This is a genomic window from Marinithermus hydrothermalis DSM 14884, assembly GCF_000195335.1.
Lineage (GTDB): Bacteria > Deinococcota > Deinococci > Deinococcales > Marinithermaceae > Marinithermus > Marinithermus hydrothermalis.
Window position 1 is genome coordinate 102,682 of the sequence record NC_015387.1, and the last position, 17,319, is coordinate 120,000.

Annotated in this window: 23 protein-coding genes; 15 read left to right on the forward strand and 8 right to left on the reverse strand. The window is 69.2% G+C overall.

Features of this window, described 5'->3' with window-relative positions; translation table 11 throughout:
* Positions 1 to 21: 21 nt before the first annotated feature.
* Both MARKY_RS00550 and MARKY_RS00555 read left to right on the forward strand, forming a co-directional pair.
* Positions 22 to 1,164, forward strand: coding sequence for a SpoIID/LytB domain-containing protein (locus tag MARKY_RS00550; protein ID WP_013702923.1), 1,143 nt, complete (start codon positions 22 to 24; stop codon positions 1,162 to 1,164).
* A 96-nt stretch (positions 1,165 to 1,260) separates the two neighbouring features.
* Positions 1,261 to 1,470: a hypothetical protein gene (locus tag MARKY_RS00555; protein WP_218916176.1), complete on the forward strand. Its 210-nt coding sequence runs from the start codon at positions 1,261 to 1,263 to the stop codon at positions 1,468 to 1,470.
* Here the strand turns inward: MARKY_RS00555 and MARKY_RS00560 are convergent.
* Positions 1,464 to 1,667, reverse strand: a complete 204-nt coding sequence (locus tag MARKY_RS00560; protein ID WP_013702925.1) for a hypothetical protein — start codon at positions 1,665 to 1,667, stop codon at positions 1,464 to 1,466. The genes MARKY_RS00555 and MARKY_RS00560 overlap by 7 nt on opposite strands.
* 180 nt (positions 1,668 to 1,847) lie before the next feature.
* Between MARKY_RS00560 and MARKY_RS00565 the strand changes: the two genes are divergently transcribed.
* Positions 1,848 to 2,372, forward strand: coding sequence for a LabA-like NYN domain-containing protein (locus MARKY_RS00565; protein WP_013702926.1), 525 nt, complete (start codon positions 1,848 to 1,850; stop codon positions 2,370 to 2,372).
* Positions 2,373 to 2,376: 4 nt separating this feature from the next.
* Here the strand turns inward: MARKY_RS00565 and MARKY_RS00570 are convergent, their stop codons facing one another.
* From MARKY_RS00570 to MARKY_RS00585, 4 genes are read right to left on the reverse strand one after another with little or no spacing between them, the layout of a single operon-like run.
* Entirely contained in the window at positions 2,377 to 2,637 is a 261-nt protein-coding gene (locus MARKY_RS00570) for a cupin domain-containing protein (RefSeq protein WP_013702927.1), read from the reverse strand.
* On the reverse strand, positions 2,634 to 5,120 hold the full coding sequence (gene topA, locus MARKY_RS00575) for a type I DNA topoisomerase (protein ID WP_013702928.1): 2,487 nt from the start codon (positions 5,118 to 5,120) through the stop codon (positions 2,634 to 2,636). The genes MARKY_RS00570 and topA overlap by 4 nt, the downstream gene beginning before the upstream one ends.
* Before the next feature lie 17 nt (positions 5,121 to 5,137).
* A complete protein-coding gene (locus tag MARKY_RS00580; RefSeq protein ID WP_013702929.1) occupies positions 5,138 to 5,773 on the reverse strand; it encodes a DUF502 domain-containing protein in 636 nt (211 codons plus the stop codon).
* Positions 5,770 to 6,201, reverse strand: coding sequence for a hypothetical protein (locus tag MARKY_RS00585; protein ID WP_013702930.1), 432 nt, complete (start codon positions 6,199 to 6,201; stop codon positions 5,770 to 5,772). The genes MARKY_RS00580 and MARKY_RS00585 overlap by 4 nt, the downstream gene beginning before the upstream one ends.
* 87 nt (positions 6,202 to 6,288) lie before the next feature.
* On the opposite strand from MARKY_RS00585, the gene MARKY_RS00590 reads away from it, so the two are divergent.
* The 11 genes from MARKY_RS00590 to MARKY_RS00640 all read left to right on the forward strand — a co-directional run bounded on the left by MARKY_RS00590 (position 6,289) and on the right by MARKY_RS00640 (position 14,125).
* Positions 6,289 to 6,768 (forward strand): DUF456 domain-containing protein, encoded by a 480-nt coding sequence (locus tag MARKY_RS00590; RefSeq protein ID WP_013702931.1) that lies wholly within the window; start codon positions 6,289 to 6,291, stop codon positions 6,766 to 6,768.
* A complete protein-coding gene (locus MARKY_RS00595) occupies positions 6,768 to 6,998 on the forward strand; it encodes a glutaredoxin family protein (protein WP_013702932.1) in 231 nt (76 codons plus the stop codon). The genes MARKY_RS00590 and MARKY_RS00595 overlap by 1 nt, the downstream gene beginning before the upstream one ends.
* Positions 6,998 to 7,837 carry a prolipoprotein diacylglyceryl transferase gene (gene lgt / locus MARKY_RS00600; RefSeq protein ID WP_013702933.1) on the forward strand — a complete coding sequence of 280 codons (840 nt, stop codon included), beginning with the start codon at positions 6,998 to 7,000 and terminating at the stop codon, positions 7,835 to 7,837. Before MARKY_RS00595 ends, lgt begins: the two co-directional genes overlap by 1 nt.
* Positions 7,838 to 7,876: 39 nt before the next feature.
* A complete protein-coding gene (gene glmU, locus MARKY_RS00605; RefSeq protein ID WP_013702934.1) occupies positions 7,877 to 9,250 on the forward strand; it encodes a bifunctional UDP-N-acetylglucosamine diphosphorylase/glucosamine-1-phosphate N-acetyltransferase GlmU in 1,374 nt (457 codons plus the stop codon).
* 42 nt (positions 9,251 to 9,292) lie between these two features.
* Positions 9,293 to 9,529 carry a Sec-independent protein translocase subunit TatA/TatB gene (locus MARKY_RS00610; RefSeq protein ID WP_013702935.1) on the forward strand — a complete coding sequence of 79 codons (237 nt, stop codon included), beginning with the start codon at positions 9,293 to 9,295 and terminating at the stop codon, positions 9,527 to 9,529.
* Positions 9,526 to 10,272 (forward strand): twin-arginine translocase subunit TatC, encoded by a 747-nt coding sequence (gene tatC / locus MARKY_RS00615; protein ID WP_013702936.1) that lies wholly within the window; start codon positions 9,526 to 9,528, stop codon positions 10,270 to 10,272. The genes MARKY_RS00610 and tatC overlap by 4 nt, the downstream gene beginning before the upstream one ends.
* 52 nt (positions 10,273 to 10,324) lie before the next feature.
* Positions 10,325 to 11,404, forward strand: coding sequence for a bifunctional 3-deoxy-7-phosphoheptulonate synthase/chorismate mutase (locus MARKY_RS00620; protein WP_013702937.1), 1,080 nt, complete (start codon positions 10,325 to 10,327; stop codon positions 11,402 to 11,404).
* Positions 11,405 to 11,411: 7 nt separating this feature from the next.
* Positions 11,412 to 12,389: an ATP-binding protein gene (locus MARKY_RS00625; protein WP_013702938.1), complete on the forward strand. Its 978-nt coding sequence runs from the start codon at positions 11,412 to 11,414 to the stop codon at positions 12,387 to 12,389.
* Complete coding sequence (locus tag MARKY_RS12175; protein ID WP_013702939.1) at positions 12,386 to 12,874, forward strand: methylated-DNA--[protein]-cysteine S-methyltransferase; 489 nt, start codon at positions 12,386 to 12,388, stop codon at positions 12,872 to 12,874. Before MARKY_RS00625 ends, MARKY_RS12175 begins: the two co-directional genes overlap by 4 nt.
* Positions 12,853 to 13,755 (forward strand): drug/metabolite exporter YedA, encoded by a 903-nt coding sequence (yedA, locus tag MARKY_RS00635; RefSeq protein ID WP_013702940.1) that lies wholly within the window; start codon positions 12,853 to 12,855, stop codon positions 13,753 to 13,755. The genes MARKY_RS12175 and yedA overlap by 22 nt, the downstream gene beginning before the upstream one ends.
* A gap of 67 nt (positions 13,756 to 13,822) precedes the next feature.
* On the forward strand, positions 13,823 to 14,125 hold the full coding sequence (locus MARKY_RS00640) for a winged helix-turn-helix transcriptional regulator (protein ID WP_013702941.1): 303 nt from the start codon (positions 13,823 to 13,825) through the stop codon (positions 14,123 to 14,125).
* Here MARKY_RS00640 and MARKY_RS00645 read toward each other — a convergent pair.
* Genes MARKY_RS00645 through MARKY_RS00655 form a run of 3 tightly spaced genes read right to left on the reverse strand, consistent with a single transcriptional unit; the run spans position 14,122 to position 16,407 of the window.
* Entirely contained in the window at positions 14,122 to 15,396 is a 1,275-nt protein-coding gene (locus tag MARKY_RS00645; RefSeq protein WP_013702942.1) for a sensor histidine kinase, read from the reverse strand. The genes MARKY_RS00640 and MARKY_RS00645 overlap by 4 nt on opposite strands.
* The gene (locus MARKY_RS00650) at positions 15,393 to 16,070 is read right to left on the reverse strand and encodes a response regulator transcription factor (protein WP_013702943.1); all 678 of its coding nucleotides are present in this window, start codon (positions 16,068 to 16,070) and stop codon (positions 15,393 to 15,395) included. Before MARKY_RS00650 ends, MARKY_RS00645 begins: the two co-directional genes overlap by 4 nt.
* A complete protein-coding gene (locus MARKY_RS00655) occupies positions 16,030 to 16,407 on the reverse strand; it encodes a hypothetical protein (protein ID WP_013702944.1) in 378 nt (125 codons plus the stop codon). The genes MARKY_RS00650 and MARKY_RS00655 overlap by 41 nt, the downstream gene beginning before the upstream one ends.
* Positions 16,408 to 16,544: 137 nt before the next feature.
* Between MARKY_RS00655 and MARKY_RS00660 the strand changes: the two genes are divergently transcribed.
* Entirely contained in the window at positions 16,545 to 17,144 is a 600-nt protein-coding gene (locus MARKY_RS00660; RefSeq protein WP_013702945.1) for a phosphoribosylanthranilate isomerase, read from the forward strand.
* Positions 17,145 to 17,319: the final 175 nt, after the last annotated feature.

Consider the following 17,319-nt stretch of genomic DNA (forward strand, 5'->3'; position numbering starts at 1 on the left):
TGAGAATAAGGACGCGTCGCGATGCGTGTATTAAGCCGCCTTGAAGCACGATCCACCTGGCCGCGCGCCCTGCTCCTGTGCGCGTGGCTGCTCCTCTTGAGTGGGGGGCACGCCCAGGAGCTCACGGTGCGGGTCCTGCTCGCCGAGGTGGATGCGGCCGAGGTCACGCTCGAGGGGCCGCACGCCGTGTGGACCCTGGCTGGCCGCTTGGAAAAACGCGCGGAAGGGGCGCGTTGGACGGTGCGCACCGCGCCGCAAGGGATCTACCTAGGCGAGCGGTACGTGGGGCCCCTCGTGACCTTCGTGCCCGAGGAGGGCGCGGTGCGCGTGGGGGGGCGGCGGTACCGGGGGATGCTCCGCGTGGTGTGGCACGAAGGCCGGCTGCTCCTCATCAACCGCCTCGAGCTCGAGGACTACCTCAAGGGCGTGCTGCCCGGCGAGGTGCCGGCCTCGTTCCCGTTCGAGGCGCTCAAGGCGCAGGCAATTTTGGCGCGCACCTACACCCTCTCGCGCCTGGGCTCCTCGCCGTACTACGACGTGTGCGCCTGGGAGGCCTGCCAGGTGTATAAGGGCCTGGACGCGGAGACCCCGCGGCACACCCAGGCGGTGGAGGCTACGCGCGGCCAGATCCTGGCCTATGGGGGACGGCCGATCTCCGCGGTGTACCACGCCGACTCGGGAGGAAAGACCGCGTCGGCGTACGAGGTGTGGGGGAACGCCCTGCCCTACCTGGTGGTGCGGGAGGATCCCTACGCGCGCGCCGAGCCGTGGCGGGTGCGGGTGGAGGCCCGCGCGGTTCAGGAGGCCCTCGAGGCCTTCGGGCTGGGGGTGGGGGCGGTAAAGGCGCTGGAGGTGCTCGGGTACAGCCAGAGCGGGCGGATCAAGCGCCTGCGCGTCGTGGGTACGGCGGAGGTGCGGGTGCTGGGCATTCCGGAGGTGACGCGGGTGCTGCGTGCGCTGGGCCTGCCCTCGACGAAGGCCCGGTTGGAGGGCACGGGGCCTTGGGTGTTCACGGGCAGCGGCAAGGGGCACGGGGTGGGGATGAGCCAGTGGGGGGCGCGGGGGTTCGCGGCGGCGGGCTGGGATTACCGCGAGATCCTGGCGTACTACTACCCGGGCACGGTGCTGACCACCTACGAGGTGGTGGCCCGGCGGGAACCGTGATCCTGGGGGCACGTGATCTGCCCACCTTTTACGCCCCCGATTCATGCGAGAATCAACAGCCGGGCTATGGAGCGGGTCAATATCGTCCACCTACGTATGGACCACCTGCGCGCGGCGAGCGCGGAACGCAAGGGCATGTACCACGTGGCCGTCTCCTGCTACCTGGCGTGCTTGGAGCAAGTGGAAGCGCTGGGGGACCACCGCGCCCGGCGGTACTTCGCCGGGCGGCTCGCGCACTGCTACCGGGTGATGGGGTTTGAGGAGAAGGCCCGGCGCTACGAGGCGATCGCGCTGGGGGCTTACTGATCCCGGGCGCGGTACCGGCCGTCCGGAAGCCGCTCGAGGAGCCCGCGGCGGTTGAGGCGTACGAGGCTCGCGAGCACCGAGGGTAACGTAAGGCCCGGCCAGCGGCGGCGCAGCCGCTTGAGCAGCGCCTTGGGCTCGAGCGGTTCTTGGCGTAGCGCGGCAAGAGCGGCGGCGTCGAGGTGCCTTGCGGCCGGCACGCTACCTAGCGTAGTACGCCGAGGCGGGAAAGGGTAGGGGAGGCGTACCCCCCGGTTTGGGGGGTTGCGCCCCGGGAGGGGCCTTGATAGCATGAGCGGCGAAGGTTTCTGTATAAGGTCCCCACCGTTGGGCCGGTTACGGCAGCGGTGGGGTATCATGCGTTAACCTGGGAATTAAGTATGGATCGAATCGCCATTTTTATGGACGGGAGCAACCTATACAAAGGCCTGGTATCCACGCTGGGCCCGGACTACCGGCTTGATTTCGTGCGGTTTATCGAGTCGCTGGTGGCCGGGCGTAAGCTGCTGCGTGCCTACTATTACAACGCCCCCCTCCCCTCCGAGGACCCTGCCTCCAAAGCCCACCAGAGCTTCCTCAACTACCTCAAGCGGGTACCGTACGTCGCGGTGCGGTTGGGACGGCTCGAGCGCCGCGGGGACACCTTCGTGGAGAAGGGAGTGGACATCCAGATCGCGGTGGACATGCTGCGCCTCGCGTACGCGCGCGCCTACGACGTGGCGGTCCTGGTCTCGGGCGACGGGGATTTCGCCGAGGTGGTGCGGGTCGTGCAGGACATGGGGATGCAGGTGGAGAACACCACCTTCCAGGCGCTCTCCTCGTACCGGCTTGCGCAGCAGGCCGACCGGTTCTACCCCCTGGATGACTTCTCCTGGGAGGACCTGCGCGCCAAGACCTCGGAGTAAGGGGTTACACCGTCCAGGCGGCGATCACCGCCTCCTCGATCGGTACCAGCACGTGCGGCGCGGGCACCTGGGCGGCCTCCCCGGGCTTGAGGTGCAGGTACGACCCGTCGGGCAGGTCGATGACGAGCTCCCCCTCGAGGAGGATGTACAGGCGTTTCTCGTCCACCGCGGCGCGCTGTACCAGGTGCACCGCGCGGAACGCGGGGGCCGCGGGGAGGGTGACCTCGCCCTGCGCGCGCGCGAGCCGCGCCAGGTGCAGCTTCACGTGACCTCCTCCGGAACCGACCCTTCCCCGGCTTTGCGCGCGCGGCCGTAGGCCATGCGCAGCTTGAAGATCGCCCGCTTATACAGCGCGGCCGCGGCCTCCTCCGTGAGCCCCAGGGCCTGAGCGGCGTCCTTTAAGCTCCGACCCTCCCCTTCCACCAGCCGCGCGAGCCGCGCCTCGTCCTCCGCGAGGCGCGAAAGGAACGGCTCGAGGTCCGTCCAGGTGGCTTTTGGGGCGGGGGCCGGTTTGGGCTTGGCGGCGCGGCGCGTGGCGCGGGATTTGCGGGAGGGACGGGGTTTGGAGAGGTCGGGGCCGCCGTAGCGCGGGCAGGCGGGGTTGGAGCAGACGCGCGTCTTGGCCCGGCCCTTCTCCATCAGGTTCCAGCCGCAGGTGTCGCACCGCTCCTCAACCAGAGGGTAGAAGCTGAGGAAGTCGCACGCCTTGCGGTTGCAGCGGTAGTAGGGCTTGCCCTTGCGGCTGGTCTTGACGACGACCTCGCCCTCGCGGCACTTGGGGCAGGTCAGCCCCGTGGAGGGAGCCTCGTCGCGGGTGTAGGTGCACTCCGGGTACCCGCTGCAAGCGATGAAGGTGCCGTACCGGCCGTGCTTGCGCACGAGCTCGCGCCCGCACTCGGGGCAGGGCTCGCCCAAGGGTTCGGCTTCGCGTTTCTCGAGGGGCTCCGTGTAGCGGCACTCCGGGTAGCCGGTGCACCCCAGGAACTGCCCGTACCGGCTGACCTTGAGCTCGAGGGGCCGGCCGCAGAGGGGGCAGGTTTTTCGGGGAACCTTCTCCAGTTCCTTGGTGAAGGGCTCGAAGAACTCCCGCACCACCTTGGGCCAGGGGACCTTGCCCTCCTCGACCGCGTCCAGCCGGTTCTCCATCTCCGCGGTGAACTCGTACGCCACCACCCGCGGGAAGTGGGCTTTTAGGAAGGCCACCACCTCCCGGCCCAGCGGGGTGGGGCGCAGGGCGCGCCCCTGGCGCTCGATGTAGCGGCGGCGCTCGAGGGTCTCGATGGTGGGGGCGTAGGTGGAGGGCCGGCCGATCCCGAGTTCCTCCATGGTCTTGACCAGGGAGGCGTCGTTGTAGCGCGGGGGGGGTTGGGTGAAGTGTTGCGCGGGCGTGAGGTCCGTGAGTTGGGCGGGCGCGCCTTCCGGGATCTCGGGCAGGAGCTGTTCGGCTTCGTCCTCCTCGCGCCCCCAGGCCCGGAGGTACCCGTCGAAGCGCAGCACCGAGCCGGTCGCGCGGAACCGGTACGCGCCGCCCTCGACCGTGACGACGGTCTGGTCGTACACCGCGGGGCTCATCTGGCTGGCGACGAACCGCTGCCAGATGAGCGTGTAGAGCCGGTACTCCTCCTCGGAGAGGTGGGGCTTGACCCGCTCGGGCGTGCGCTCCACCGCGGTGGGCCGGATCGCTTCGTGGGCGTCCTGCACCCCGCTTTTTTTGCTCTTGAACCGGTTCGGGGTCTGGGGGAGGTAGGCGGGACCGAAGGCCTCGGGGATGAAGCGCCGCACCGCTTCCAGCGCCTCGGGCGCGACGCGCACCGAGTCGGTGCGCATGTAGGTGATGAGCCCCACGGTGCCCTCGGGGAGGTCCACCCCCTCGTACAAGCGCTGCGCGACGCGCATCGTGCGGCTCGCGGTCCAGCCGAGCCGGCTGCTCGCGGCCTGCTGGAGGGTGGAGGTGGTGAAGGGCGGCGGGGGGGATTTGCGGCGGGTCTTGCGCGCCACCTCGGCCACGCGCCACTCGGGCACCCGCCGGATCGCCTCGAGGATTCGGGCGGTCTCGGCCTCGCTCGTGAGGAGGAATCGGCTGCGGTTTTTATCCACGACGCGCTGCCCGTCGATGCTGTAGAGCTCCGCGGTGAAGGGCGCGCCCGCGGTGAACGCCCCGGAGACCGTCCAGTACTCCTGGGGCTCGAAGGCCTCGATCTCCTCCTCGCGCTCCACGATGAGCCGCAGCGCCACGGACTGCACCCGCCCCGCGGAGAGCGCCCGCTGGCGGAACTTCTCCGAGAGCAGGGGGGAGAGGTTGTACCCCACCAGCCGGTCCAGAACCCGCCGGGCCTGCTGGGCGTCCACCAGGTTCTGGTTGATGGGCGCGGGGTGAGCGATGGCTTCCCGCACCACGCGGGGCGTGATCTCGTGGAAGTGCACCCGCACCGGCGCGCTGGGGTCGAGGTCCAACAGGCGCGCCACGTGCCAACTGATCGCCTCGCCTTCACGGTCCGGGTCGGTCGCGAGGATCACGCGCTCGGCTCCGCGGGCCGCCTTGCGCAGAGCTTCCACGACCGGGCGCTTGTCCTTCTTGATCTCGTAGGTGGGGGCGAAGTCCGCCTCGAGGTCCACCCCCAGCGTGCGTTCGGGTAGGTCTGCGACGTGCCCCTTGCTGGCCTTGACCTCGTACCCGTCGCCCAGGATCCGGGCGATGGTCTTGGCCTTGGCGGGGGACTCGACGACGACGAGCGTCTTGCCCGGCATGCGTTTCAGTATACAGACTAGCCGCGGGGCGTGCCGTTTTGCAGCTCGCGGGCCTTGTCCTCGGGCAGAAGGAAGCCCACCGAGACCACGAAGCGGATGGCCTCCTCCACCCGGATGTCGAGCGGGATCAGGTCCTGAGTGGGCACGATGAGCACGAACCCTGAGGCGGGCACGGGGCTCGTGGGCACGACCACCACCGTGTACCCCTCGGGCAGGGGGGGCAGGCGGTCCTCCACGGGCTGCACCACGAAGCACAGGGCGTACGTGCCCTTGCGGGGGTATTCGATCAGCGCGGCGCGGGAGAACTGCAGCTCGGTGTGCCCCAGCAGGCTGTGCGCGATCTGCTTCACCGCGTTGTACACGTCCCGCACGAGCGGCACCAGGTTCACCAGCTGATCCACCATCAAGATCAGCCGCCGCCCCACCAGGTTGGTGGCGAGCATGCCTACCAGCACCACCAGCGCCACCGCTGAGGCCAGGCCCACAAGGGGCAGCCACGGCAGGGCCCAGGCGGGGACCGAGAGCCCCACGAGGCGCAACAGCCCCGTGAAGAACGCCGCGGAGGAGTTGTACACCAGCACGCCCAGGTACGCCGTGACGGCCAGGGGAAGAATCACCAGCAGTCCCGTCAGGAAGTACCGCTCGAGCCTCACGCGCGCACCTCCAGGCTGTACACGCCCCCTTCGAGGCGCAGCGTGACCTCGACGACCTCGCTGCCCCGAATTACCTTGAAGGTGGCCGTGTACCGCGTGGGCGGTTGCTCCTGGGTGGTGGCCTCGAGGAGCCGCCACCCGCCCGCCTCGAGGGCGCGCAGGACGTGGCGGCGCACGGCTTCGAAGGCCGCGGGGGTTTGGAAGCGGCTTTGGCTGTTTTTGCCTTGGTAGGTCTGCGCGAGCAGCCGGCTGCCCGGGTAGGCGGGTAGGGGAAGGAAGCTGTTGAGGAGCGGGACGCCTTGCGCGTCGCGCACCACGAGGACCCCGGCGGCTACCCGGACCGGTTCGGGGGCGGGGGTGAACGGCGCGGTGAGTTCGGGAGCACACGCCGTGAGCAGAAGCGCTACAAGCCAGAGGGAACGCCTCATACCTCACCTAGTCTACGGCACCGTCCGCGGGATCTGGAAAACGCGGGGTTAACCCTTCTCACCCCGCGAGTTTCTAGCTTTAAAGCGGTGGAGTTGGTTTTAGACGGGTTGTTCGTTTTGCTTTGGGTGGGGAGCCTTGTGGCGACCTTCCTGCCCTTGCTGCCGGCCACGCTGCTGTTGTGGGGCGCGGTGCTGCTTCACGAGGCCCTCACCGGCTTCCAGGAGCTTAGCGGCGCGGACTGGGGGTGGGTGATCGGGCTGGGGGTGCTCGCCATGACGCTGGATAACCTCGCGGCCCTCTTGGGAGCCCGCCGCTACGGCGCGGGCTGCGCGGGGATGTGGGGGGCGTTCCTCGGGGGGGTGGCGGGGGCGTTCTTGCTCCCCCCTTGGGGTATTGTGCTCTTCCCCCTGTTAGGCGCCTGGCTGTTCGAGGTGCTCGCCGGGAAGAGCCAGAGTGCGGCGGTGCGCGCCGCGTGGGGGACGCTGCTGGGCCTGTTGGGCGGGGTCCTGGCCAAGTTCCTGATTCACCTCGCGATCGGTATCCTGGTGATTAGGAGGATCTTCTAATGTACCGTTACGTGACGCGATCCGGCTGTAAGCTGTGCGAGGAGCAGGAGCGCTACCTGTGGGCCCTTTCGGTCCCGTATGAACGGGTGGATGTGGACGCGATCCCGGCGCTTACCGAAGCCTACGGCGCGCGGGTGCCGGTACTGCTGTATGGGGATGAGGTGGTCCTCGAGGGGCGCTTCACCGAGGCAGACTTGGCCCGCGCGTTGGGCCTCGAGGGGGGGCGGTGATGGATCCGGTTCTGGTGCAGATTGGCCCGTTTACGATCCGTTGGTACGGGTTCTTGATCACCCTGGCGATCTTCGTGGGGTTTTACCTGGCCGAGCGGCGACTGCGCGCCCAGGGGCAGGACGTGGAGCTTTTCGATCGCGCCGCGGTGTGGGCGGTGATCTGGGGCGTGGTGGGGGCGCGCGTGGTGTACGTCCTTACCAGCTGGAGCAACTTCGCTGATAACCCCCTTGCGGTCCTGTACATCTGGCAGGGCGGCCTCTCCTTTCACGGGGGGATTCTGGGCGGGGTACTCACCTTCTTGTACTTCCGCTGGCGGTACGGCGCGCCGTTCTACACCTTCGCGGAGGCCGCCCTGCCGGGGGTCGCCCTCGGCATCATCGGGGGGCGGATCGGCAACTTCATGAACGGCTCGGACACGGTGGGGCGCCTCACCACGCTCCCCATCGGCTTCACCTGGCCGGAGTCCGCGGTGGGCTTCCCGGGGATCTGCACCGCGACCGGGGACCTGGCCTACGGAGTGTGTTTGGGCGAGGTGGTCCGCGGCCCGGTGCACCTCACCCAGCTCTACGGGGCCTTCATCGGTCTAATCCTGCTGGTGCTGGTCTACCGCTGGTACGCCGCGAAGCGGCCGGAGGGGTACGTCTTCTGGAACTTCGTGCTCTGGTACAGCGTGTTGCGCTCCGTAATCGAGGAGCCCTTCCGCCTCAACCCCCTGTGGTGGCCGGTCTACACGAACGACGCGCTGGGCGTAGGGTTGTTCACCGCGACCCAGCTGGTCTCCATTCCTCTGGTGCTCCTCGCGCTGTACCAGCTCAGACGGCTCAAGGCTCGCGCGTAACCCGCGAGCGGTTTGGAGGTTTGTGGGAGGCAACAATCGATGAAACACGCGGTGGTGATCCTAGCAGCGGGCACGGGTACCCGGATGAAGTCCCGGTTGCCCAAGGTCCTGCACCCCCTTTTGGGCAAGCCCATGGTGGCCTACGCGGTCGAGGCCGCCATAGAAAGCGGGGCGGAACGCGTCGTGGTCGTCGTGGGGCACGGAGCCGAAGCGGTCCAAACGGCGTTGGCGGACTACCCGGTGGTCTTCGCGCACCAAGCGGAGCAGCTCGGAACCGCGCACGCCCTCATGCAGGCCGAGCAGGCCCTCGAGGGCTTCGAGGGACGGGTGCTCGTCACCTACGGCGACACCCCGCTCCTCTCCGGCCAGACCCTCGCGCGGCTCGCCGGGGCCCTCGAGGCGCGCGAAGCGGGCATGGTGCTCCTAAGCCTCGTCCTCGAGGACCCCACGGGGTACGGGCGCGTGCTGCGCGGCGCGGACGGTTCGGTGCACGCGGTGGTGGAGGAGAAGGACGCGGGGCCCGAAGAGAAGCGCGTACGCGAGGTGAACTCCGGCGTGTACGCCTTCGACGCGAACCTCTGGGCTTACCTGAAGGAGGTCCGCAACCACAACGCGTCCGGCGAGTACTACCTGACGGACCTGGTGCAGATCTACCGGGCGCACGGGCACCGTGTGGTGGCCCTCGAGGGGGAGGACCCCGCGGAGCTGCTCGGGGTGAACACCCGGGCACACCTGGCGGAGGTGGAGCGCATCCTCCTGGAGCGGTTGCGCCGCGCGTGGATGCTGCGCGGGGTGCGCATGATCCAGCCCGAGACGATCTACCTTGAGCCCACCGTGGAGCTCGCGCGGGACGTGACGTTGTGGCCCGGCGTGATCCTCCGCGGCCGGACCCGAATCGGCGAGGGAAGCGTCGTCGGGGCGTACAGCGTTCTGGTGGATACGGTGGTCGAGGCCGACGCGGAGGTGCGCGGGCATACCGTGGCCGAGGGGGCCGTGATCCGCGCCGGGGCGGGCGCGGGGCCGTTCGCGCGGCTGAGGCCCGGTGCGGAGCTGGAGGCGGGCGCGCACGTGGGGAACTTCGTCGAGGTGAAGAACGCACGGATCGGTCCCGGCGCGAAGGCCGGGCACCTCGCCTACCTTGGGGACGCCGAGGTAGGCGAGGGCGCAAACATCGGGGCGGGCATGATCACCGCGAACTACGACGGGAAACGCAAGCACCGGACCCGGATCGGCAAAGGGGCGTTTATCGGCTCGAACGCCGTGCTCGTCGCGCCGGTCGAGGTGGGGGACGGGGCGCTCGTGGGCGCGGGCAGCGTGATCACCCAGGACGTGCCTGCGGGAGCGCTCGGCGTGGCGCGCGGCCGCCAGCGGAACATCGAGGGGTACGCGGAACGTAAGCGAAGGGAGGAATGACCCTACGGCGGTCCAGGTATCCTGAGGGAGGAGGTTAACGCCATGAACCTGGGCATGACCGAGATCCTGATCATCCTGGTGATCGCCCTCTTGCTCTTTGGCCCCAAGAAGCTGCCGGAGTTGGGGCGGAGCCTGGGCCAGTCGATTCGTGAGTTTAAGAAGGGGGCGAGCGAAATACGCGAGGAGCTCGAGGCCGTGACGCGGGACGAGCCCCCGAAGCCGGCGCAGGCGCGCGCGGCGGAGGGCGGGAAGACCGGCGAGGGGGAGCCTAAGGCTTGAAGGAAGCACCGCTGGTTGAGCACCTGGAGGAGCTGCGCGTCCGCCTGATCCGCTCCTTGCTCGCCTGGATGGTGGGGGCGGGCGTGGCGTACGCGTTTCGGGTCGAGCTCCTCGCCATCCTAAAGCGGCCTCTGGACCTCGCCTCGCAGGCGCGGGGCCTCGAGGTGAACCTGATCGTTCTGGATATTACCGAGCCCTTCATCACCTCGCTTAGGGTGGCGGCGTTTGGGGGGTTGATCCTGGCGCTGCCCTTTATCGTCTACCAGGTCTGGGCGTTTATCGCGCCGGGGCTGTACCCGCACGAGCGGCGGCTCGCGGTGCCGTTCTTGTTGGGGGCGGGGTTTTCCTTCACGGTGGGCGTGGTCTTCGCGTACTACGTCCTGCTGCCCTTCGCGGTGCCGTTTTTGCTCGCGTTCTTGGGGGACGTGATCACCCCGCAGATCTCGATCGGTCGGTACATCGGGCAGATGCTCACCTACATGGCGGTCATGGGGATTCTGTTTGAGCTGCCGGTGGTGAGCTACCTCCTCACCCGGCTGGGGTTCCTCGACTGGCGTTTCCTGGCGCAGAACCGCCGGGTGGCGATCGTGGCGATCGTGGCGCTCGCGGCGATCATCACGCCCACCGCGGACGCGGTGAACCTGGCCTTGGTTTCGGTGCCCCTGGTCTTCCTGTACGAGGTCTCCATCTGGATCTCTCGCTGGGCGGGACGGCGCCAGACGCAGCCCGACGCGCAGGCCTAGCGCGTGCGGCTTGCCCTTGCGCGATCCGGGGCAAGCCGCTATACCATAGGTCATGGAGGCACGCATCCAAGAGCTGCGCCGCGAGATCGACCGCATCAACCGAGAGATTCTGCGGCTCTTGTCCGAACGCGGCCGGATCGCGAGCGAGATCGGCCGCATCCAGACGGAGCTGGGCCTGCCGCACTACGACCCCGCGCGCGAGGAGGAGATGCTCGCTTACCTCGTCGCGGAGAACCCCGGCCCGTTCCCGGCGAGCACCATCAAGAACCTCTTCAAGGAGATCTTCCGGGCGAGTTTGGACCTCGAGGAACGCCAGGACCAGAAGAAGTTCCTGTACTCCCGCCGAGTCAAGCCCGACGACACCCGGGTTCGGGTGCGGGACGTGGTCTTCGGGGGGGCGCCCCAGCTGATCGCTGGGCCGTGCTCGATCGAGTCCGAGCCCCAGTTGATGCACACCGCGGCTTTCCTGGCGGAGCGGGGGGTGAAGGTGCTGCGCGGAGGGGCGTTCAAGCCGCGCACCAGCCCCTACGCCTTCCAGGGGCTGGGGGAGGAAGGGTTGAAGCTCGGGCGCCTGGCCGCGGACCGGTACGGCATGGTCTTCGTCACCGAGGTGATGGACACCCGGGACGTGGAACGGGTCGCGCAGTACGCGGACATCCTCCAGGTCGGGGCGCGCAACATGCAGAACTTCGCCCTCTTGAAGGAGGTTGGGCAGGCCAATAAGCCCGTCCTCCTCAAGCGCGGCATCGCCGCCACGGTCGAGGAGTGGTTCTACGCCGCGGAGTACATCCTCTCCCAAGGCAACGGCCAGGTCATCCTGTGCGAGCGCGGCATCCGCACCTACGAGAAGTGGACCCGCAACACGCTGGACCTCTCCGCGGTGGTGCTGGCCAAGCAGGAGAGCCACCTCCCGGTGGTGGTGGACGTGACGCACGCCGCGGGGCGCACCGATCTCCTCGCCCCCCTCGCGCGCGCGGCGCTCGCGGCCGGCGCGGACGGCGTGCACGTCGAGGTGCACCCCAACCCCAAGGTCGCCCTCTCGGACAACAACCAGCAGATGGACTTCGAGGCCTTCGACGCCTTCCTCGCGAGCCTCCAGGACCTCCTGAACCCTAAGATTCGCGAGCGTTAACGGGCGTATGGGACTCTTCGATAACCTGATCGAGGCCTTCCTCAAGCTGACCGACCCCACCCCCCGCTTCACCCCTGAGCGCTGCTTGCGGGAACGGTACGCGGTGGGGAGCTGCCAGATCTGCTACGAGACCTGCCCCCACGAAGCGATCAGCCTGGAGCACTACACCGTCGAGGTGGACGACACGCGGTGCACCGGGTGCGGCTTGTGCACCGGGGCGTGCCCCGGCGTGGCCCTCGAGTTCCCCTTGGGGCCCCTGCAGGAAGCTCTGGACAAGGGGCGGGGGCGGGTGCGTTGCTCCCGAGCCGAGGGGGGTGGCGAGGAGGTGTACTGCCTGGGGCGGCTTACCCCGGGCCTACTCGCGGACGCCGCCACGAAACACGGCCGGCTGGTGCTGGCCCACGGGGAGTGCGCGCGCTGCCCGATCGGGGGCGCGGAGGTGCCGGAACGCCTGCAGGCGATGGCCGCGGAGGCCCGGCGGTACGCGCCCGGCCTCGAGCTCGAGCTCATCCAGGGGCGGCTGCCGGAGCGGCCGGTGGCGCGCCGCGAGTTGTTTAGCGCGTTGCTCACGGGCACCCGGCGCACCGCGGCCACGTTGTTGCCGGAGGTACCCCCGCAGGCCGTGGGGGCACCGGAGGAGCTGCCCAGCGAGCTGCGCCTGCGGCGCGCGGCGGCCCGCCGTGGGGCGGAAGGGGTGCGTTGGCCGCGGATCGAGGTGGAGGCGGGGTGCACCCTGTGCCCGGTGTGCGCGAACGTCTGCCCTACGGGCGCGGTGCGGCGCGAAACGGTAGGGGAGGAGGTCGTCCTTTCCCTCGCGCTCGAGGCCTGCACCGGGTGCGGTGCGTGCGTGCGCAGCTGCCCGCCCCAGGTGATCCGCGTGCGGGAAGCCTCGGCAGCCGAGGTGCGTGCCGGTACTGTGGAGCTTTTCCGAGGCGCTCCGCTGGGGCACGATCCCCTGGCGGGGCTCGAGGAGGGGAACGCGTGACGCTCCGCTACACGAGCGCCGCCTCGCCGCTCGGTCCGTTGTTCTTGGTCGCGAGCCGGCGCGGCCTGGTCGCGGTCGGGTGGGGAGAGGGGGTCCCGGTTCCCCCCGAGGCTCGGCTCGAGCGGGACGACGCGGGGCTTAGGGCGTGGCTGGAGGCGTTGCTGCGGCACCTGGAGGTCGGCGAAGCGGCCCTCGATCTCCCGCTCGACCTGCGGGCGACGCCGTTTCAGTGGCGGGTGTGGCGTGCGCTTCGGGCGATTCCGTATGGGGAGACCCGCACCTACCAGGAGGTCGCGGTGGCCATTGGGGCGCCCAGCGCGGTGCGGGCGGTGGCGCGGGCCTGCGCGGCGAACCCCGTCGCGCTGGTGATCCCCTGCCACCGCGTGGTGCGCGCGGACGGCGGGCTGGGCGGGTACCGTTGGGGCGTGGAGCGCAAGCGGGCCCTGCTCGAACGGGAGCGGTGGTGGGCGAGCCGCGTTCGGTAGGAAGCGCGCGGCCCTTAGGGGGGCGGGCGCTGCCGCTGCTCGCCCTGGCGGCGGTCTACGTGATCTGGGGTTCGACGTACCTGGGCATCAAGTTCGCCATCCAGGGGTTCCCACCCTTGATGATGGCCGGGCTGCGGTTCACCCTCGCGGGGAGCCTGCTCTACGCGTTCTTGCGGGTACGGGGTGTGCGCCCGCCGACGCGGCGCGAGTGGGAGGCTTCCGCTGTGGTGGGGGGGCTGTTGCTCGTGGGGGGGAACGGCAACGTAACGGTGGCCGAGCAATGGGTCGCCTCGGGACTGGCCGCGCTGATGGTGGCGACGGTGCCCTTGTGGGCCGCGGTGTTTGCGGGGTTGTGGGGGCAGTGGCCGACGCGGCTCGAGTGGTTGGGCCTCGCCCTAGGGTTTGTGGGGGTGGCCCTCCTGAACCTGGAGGGGGATCTTCGGGCAAGTCCGCTGGGGGCGTTGCTGCTCTTGCTCGCGCCTGCGCTTTGGGCGCTGGGCTCGATCTGGAGCCGGTACCTGCCCCTGCCTCCGGGAGGGATAGCGGCGGCGGCCCAGATGCTCACGGGGGGTGGGTTGCTGCTCTTGTTGAGCTGGGGGATCGGGGAGCGGTGGGAGGGCACGCCGTCCCCGCAGGCCTTGGGCGCGTTTGTTTACCTGGTGGTCTTCGGTTCGCTCGTGGCGTTTAGCGCGTACGCGTACGTGCTGCGCACCTTGCGCCCGGCGCTCGCCACCAGTTACGCGTACGTGAACCCGGTCGTAGCGGTGATGCTCGGGGTGGTTTGGGGTGGGGAGGCGCTGGGCGGAGCCGGAGGGGTGGCCATGGCGTTGATCCTTGCGGCTGTGGCGCTTGTGGCCTGGGGGCGCGCTGGAGGGCGTTAGGGCGAAAACCGCCCAAAGAGAGGGAAGGGCTTGTATTTATGGGGGGAGACGCATAAGAATAAGCGTGATGATCGATCAACCCATCACCCCCACCGAACGCGTCCTGGAGATCCTGAGCAGTCCGGGTGGGGTCGCGGTGCTTCGGGAGTTGCTTTCAGGGCCGAAACGGTTTAGCGAGCTGCAAAACGCGACGCAGATCTCCCCCCGAACGCTCTCCATGCGCCTCAAGGAGATGGAGGCCGCCCAGATCCTGATCCGCACCCAGTACCCGGAGATCCCCCCGCGCGTCGAGTACCGCTTGACCGAACGCGGCGAGGGGCTGCGGGGCGTGCTCGAGGCGCTGGAGGCGTGGCAGAAGCGCTACGGCTAGTCCAGCTCAACCTCCTCCTCGGCCAGCGCGGGCAACCGCACCGTGAACACGGTCTCGCCGGGTTTGGAGGCGACCTGGATCGTACCCTCGTGGGCCTTTGCGATCTGCCGAGCGATCGCGAGCCCTAGCCCCGTCCCTCCGCCCGGGCCCCGCGCGAACCGCTCGAACACGTGGGGCAGGAGGTCGGGCGGGATGCCAGGCCCGGAATCCACCACCGTAAACCACACCTCCTCCCCTTCCCGCCCTGCTTGGACGAGCACGCCTTCCGGACGGCCCGCGGCGCGCACCGCGTTGCTAACCAGGTTCCGTGCGAGCTGCGCTAGCCGGTCCGGGTCCCCCAGAACCTCGAGGGGCACGCGGGGCAGCTCGAGCCGCGTCCCCGGGTACTCGCTCGCAACCCCGCTGAGCACCTCCCGGAGGTCCACGATGTGCGGGTTCACGGTCCGCTCAGCCTCGCCCCGCGCCAAGGCCAACAGGTCCTCCACCAGCCGGGTGAGGTGGCGCGCGGTGCGGCGCGCGCCCTCGAGGGCCTCGAGCTCGCGGGGGTTTTTGGCGAGGCGCTCGAGGTACCCGGTGAGGGCGGTGAGGGGGGTGCGCAGCTCGTGCGAAACCTCGGTGAGGAAGACGCGCTCGCGCTCGCGCGCCGCGCGGAGGTCCGCGAGGAGCGCGTTGAACCGCTGCACGATCCGGCCCAGCTCGTCGTCGGGGCCCTGGTAGGGGATGGGGGAGAGGTCGAGGGGGTCGCGCTGGGTGATGCTCGAGGCGGCCTCAGCCAGGGGGCGCGTGGCCCACACGGCGGCGAGCCGCACTGCGAATAGGCCGAGGGGCAGGGCGAGCACGAAGATGAGCGCCAGGGTTTGGGCCACTTGGGCGCTCAGCTCCGCGATGAACGCGGTGTCCTGGCTGACCGCGAGCACGCCGAGGGGCGAGGTGACGAAGGCCGCGCGGAACGCCTCGCCCCGGTACACCCGCACCGTCTGGTCCGCCGCGGCCAGCACTTCTTTAGGGATCCGGTGCCGGGGCTCGGGCAGGTAGACGGGCAGGCCGGAAAAATCGTACAGCGCGATCTCCACGCCGCCGGTGCCCGGCACGGTGCCGGACTCGCCCGAGGCGTAGAGGGCCGCGATCCGGCGGGCGTCCTCCACGAGGAGGGTCTCGACGCGTTGCTCGAGGCCCTGCCCCAACCCCCAGTACACCGCGGTGAGCCCCAAGGCGAGCAGCAACGCCCAGAGGAACCCAAAAAGCAGCGTGAGACGGGCGGTGAAGGTCATTCGCTAGGCTTGCGCAGCGCGTACCCCACGCCGCGCACGGTGCGCAGGTACCCGTACGCTCCGGCCTCGCGGAGTTTGGCGCGCAGGTTGGCCACGTGCACGTCCACCACGTTCGAGCTGTGCTCGAGGGGCTTGCCCCACAGGTGGCGCTCGATCTCCTCGCGGCTGAACACCTTGCCCGGCCGGCTCGCGAGGAGCGCCAATAGGTCGAACTCCTTGGGGGAGAGCCGCACCTCGCGCTCTTCAAAGTGCACCTGCCGCTTGCCCAGGTGCACGAGCAGGGCGTCCACCTGCCGCACCTCCCCGCCCTCCTTGTGCCGCAACTGCACCTGTATGCGGGCGATGAGCTCGGCGGGGTGGAAGGGTTTGGTGACGTAATCATCAGCGCCCCCCGAGAGAAGCTCCACCTTGCGTTCGACGGCGTCGGCCGCGGTCAACACGATGATCGGGATCTCACCGGCCTGCTTGGCGCGGCGGGCGATCTCCCCGCCCTCGAGGTCCGGCAGGCCGAGGTCGAGGATCACCAGGTCCGGGGACCGTTCGCGCAGGGCCACCAGGCCCTGCATGCCGTTGGGGGCCCAGATCATCTCGAACCCGGCCTCGCAGAGCTCGAGCTCGAGCAAGCGGGCGATCTCAGGGTCGTCCTCGATCACGAGGATGCGTTTCGGGCTCATCGCGTTCCTCCGGTAGCTCCAGGCCGTAGATCTTCCGCAGCACCTCCCTAAAGCTTACCTGGTTCCGCTCGACGAAGATCCACAGGTCGTCCGCGGTCGTGACGCCTTCGTACACCTGCACGCGCCGCCCGACCCGGATGATCAACCGTACCGGGTGCCCCTCCGGGAGGGGCAAGGGGCGGGCGCGGAGGACGAGGCGGGGGCCGCGCACCTCCCACACCCGGTATATGGTGCGCAGGTTGGGGGAAACCACCCGGATCTCCGTACCCTGCGGCAGTTCGGGCAGGCCGGGAAGCGGTACCAGGATGAGGATCAGGCTGAGCCAAAACGCCGGCATCTTGAGGCCTAGTATGACGCACGGACACCGTGCCCGTGTGTGCGTTGCCTAAAGACGATTTTAATCCCTCGAAGCGAGGGCGCTGGGGAGGCCGGCTTGTTTTGAAGGGGCTAGGGTGCCAGACTGGAGGTGTGCCGGTGCGCGTGAAGATCTGCGGCATCACCCGTCTGGAGGATGCCCTGGAGGCCGAGCGGCTTGGGGCTTGGGCGGTAGGGTTTGTTTTTGCGCCGTCCAAGCGACGCGTCACGCCGGAGCAGGCGGCGGCCATCAGCCGGGAGTTAGGCCCGTTTGTTCGCCGGGTCGGGGTGTTCGTGGACACGCCGCCCGAGGAGGTGCTCGAGGTGGTGCGCGCGGCGCGTTTGGACGCGGTGCAGCTTCACGGTGACGAGCCGCCCGAGTGGAGCGAGGCCTTGCGCGCGCGCCTCCCGGTGATCAAGGCCGTGCGCCTCGAGGGGCCCCCCGACCCCGCCGTCCTGGAGTATCCCGCGGACGCCCTGCTGGTGGACGGTCCCCGCCCGGGGAGCGGCGAGGCGTACGACTGGGCGTGGCTCGAGCCCCTCGCGCGGCATCCGCGCTTGATCGTGGCGGGGGGGTTGCACCCGGAGACCCTGCCGCGGTTGTTGCGGCGGTTTCGGCCGTATGGCGTGGACGTCTCGAGCGGGGTAGAGGTCCGGCCGGGAGTGAAGGACTGGGGGCGGATGGCGGCTTTTTTGCGGGCCGTCCGGGCCTGTGGATAACCTGTGGATAACCCTGTGGAAAAACGAGGTATTTCCCTTTCTTATCGTGATTAGGAGGGTGCGGGGGCTTGTGGATAATATGCATTGGCGCAAAAGAGGGGGAAGCGCCTTGTAGAGCTGACGTTCCACGCTTCCAAAAATGCGGCGGGTGTATCTTGTGGCCGAGGTCACGTTT

What these genes read in the sequence shown, in the direction of transcription:
- MARKY_RS00550 (WP_013702923.1), top strand. Translation starts at nt 22, where the DNA reads ATGCGTGTATTAAGCCGCCTTGAAGCACGATCCACCTGGCCGCGCGCC.
- MARKY_RS00555 (WP_218916176.1), top strand. Translation starts at nt 1,261, where the DNA reads ATGGACCACCTGCGCGCGGCGAGCGCGGAACGCAAGGGCATGTACCAC.
- MARKY_RS00565 (WP_013702926.1), top strand. Translation starts at nt 1,848, where the DNA reads ATGGATCGAATCGCCATTTTTATGGACGGGAGCAACCTATACAAAGGC.
- topA (WP_013702928.1), bottom strand. Translation starts at nt 5,120, where the DNA reads ATGCCGGGCAAGACGCTCGTCGTCGTCGAGTCCCCCGCCAAGGCCAAG.
- MARKY_RS00585 (WP_013702930.1), bottom strand. Translation starts at nt 6,201, where the DNA reads ATGAGGCGTTCCCTCTGGCTTGTAGCGCTTCTGCTCACGGCGTGTGCT.
- MARKY_RS00595 (WP_013702932.1), top strand. Translation starts at nt 6,768, where the DNA reads ATGTACCGTTACGTGACGCGATCCGGCTGTAAGCTGTGCGAGGAGCAG.
- lgt (WP_013702933.1), top strand. Translation starts at nt 6,998, where the DNA reads ATGGATCCGGTTCTGGTGCAGATTGGCCCGTTTACGATCCGTTGGTAC.
- glmU (WP_013702934.1), top strand. Translation starts at nt 7,877, where the DNA reads ATGAAACACGCGGTGGTGATCCTAGCAGCGGGCACGGGTACCCGGATG.
- MARKY_RS00610 (WP_013702935.1), top strand. Translation starts at nt 9,293, where the DNA reads ATGAACCTGGGCATGACCGAGATCCTGATCATCCTGGTGATCGCCCTC.
- MARKY_RS00620 (WP_013702937.1), top strand. Translation starts at nt 10,325, where the DNA reads ATGGAGGCACGCATCCAAGAGCTGCGCCGCGAGATCGACCGCATCAAC.
- MARKY_RS00625 (WP_013702938.1), top strand. Translation starts at nt 11,412, where the DNA reads ATGGGACTCTTCGATAACCTGATCGAGGCCTTCCTCAAGCTGACCGAC.
- MARKY_RS00640 (WP_013702941.1), top strand. Translation starts at nt 13,823, where the DNA reads ATGATCGATCAACCCATCACCCCCACCGAACGCGTCCTGGAGATCCTG.
- MARKY_RS00645 (WP_013702942.1), bottom strand. Translation starts at nt 15,396, where the DNA reads ATGACCTTCACCGCCCGTCTCACGCTGCTTTTTGGGTTCCTCTGGGCG.
- MARKY_RS00650 (WP_013702943.1), bottom strand. Translation starts at nt 16,070, where the DNA reads ATGAGCCCGAAACGCATCCTCGTGATCGAGGACGACCCTGAGATCGCC.
- MARKY_RS00655 (WP_013702944.1), bottom strand. Translation starts at nt 16,407, where the DNA reads ATGCCGGCGTTTTGGCTCAGCCTGATCCTCATCCTGGTACCGCTTCCC.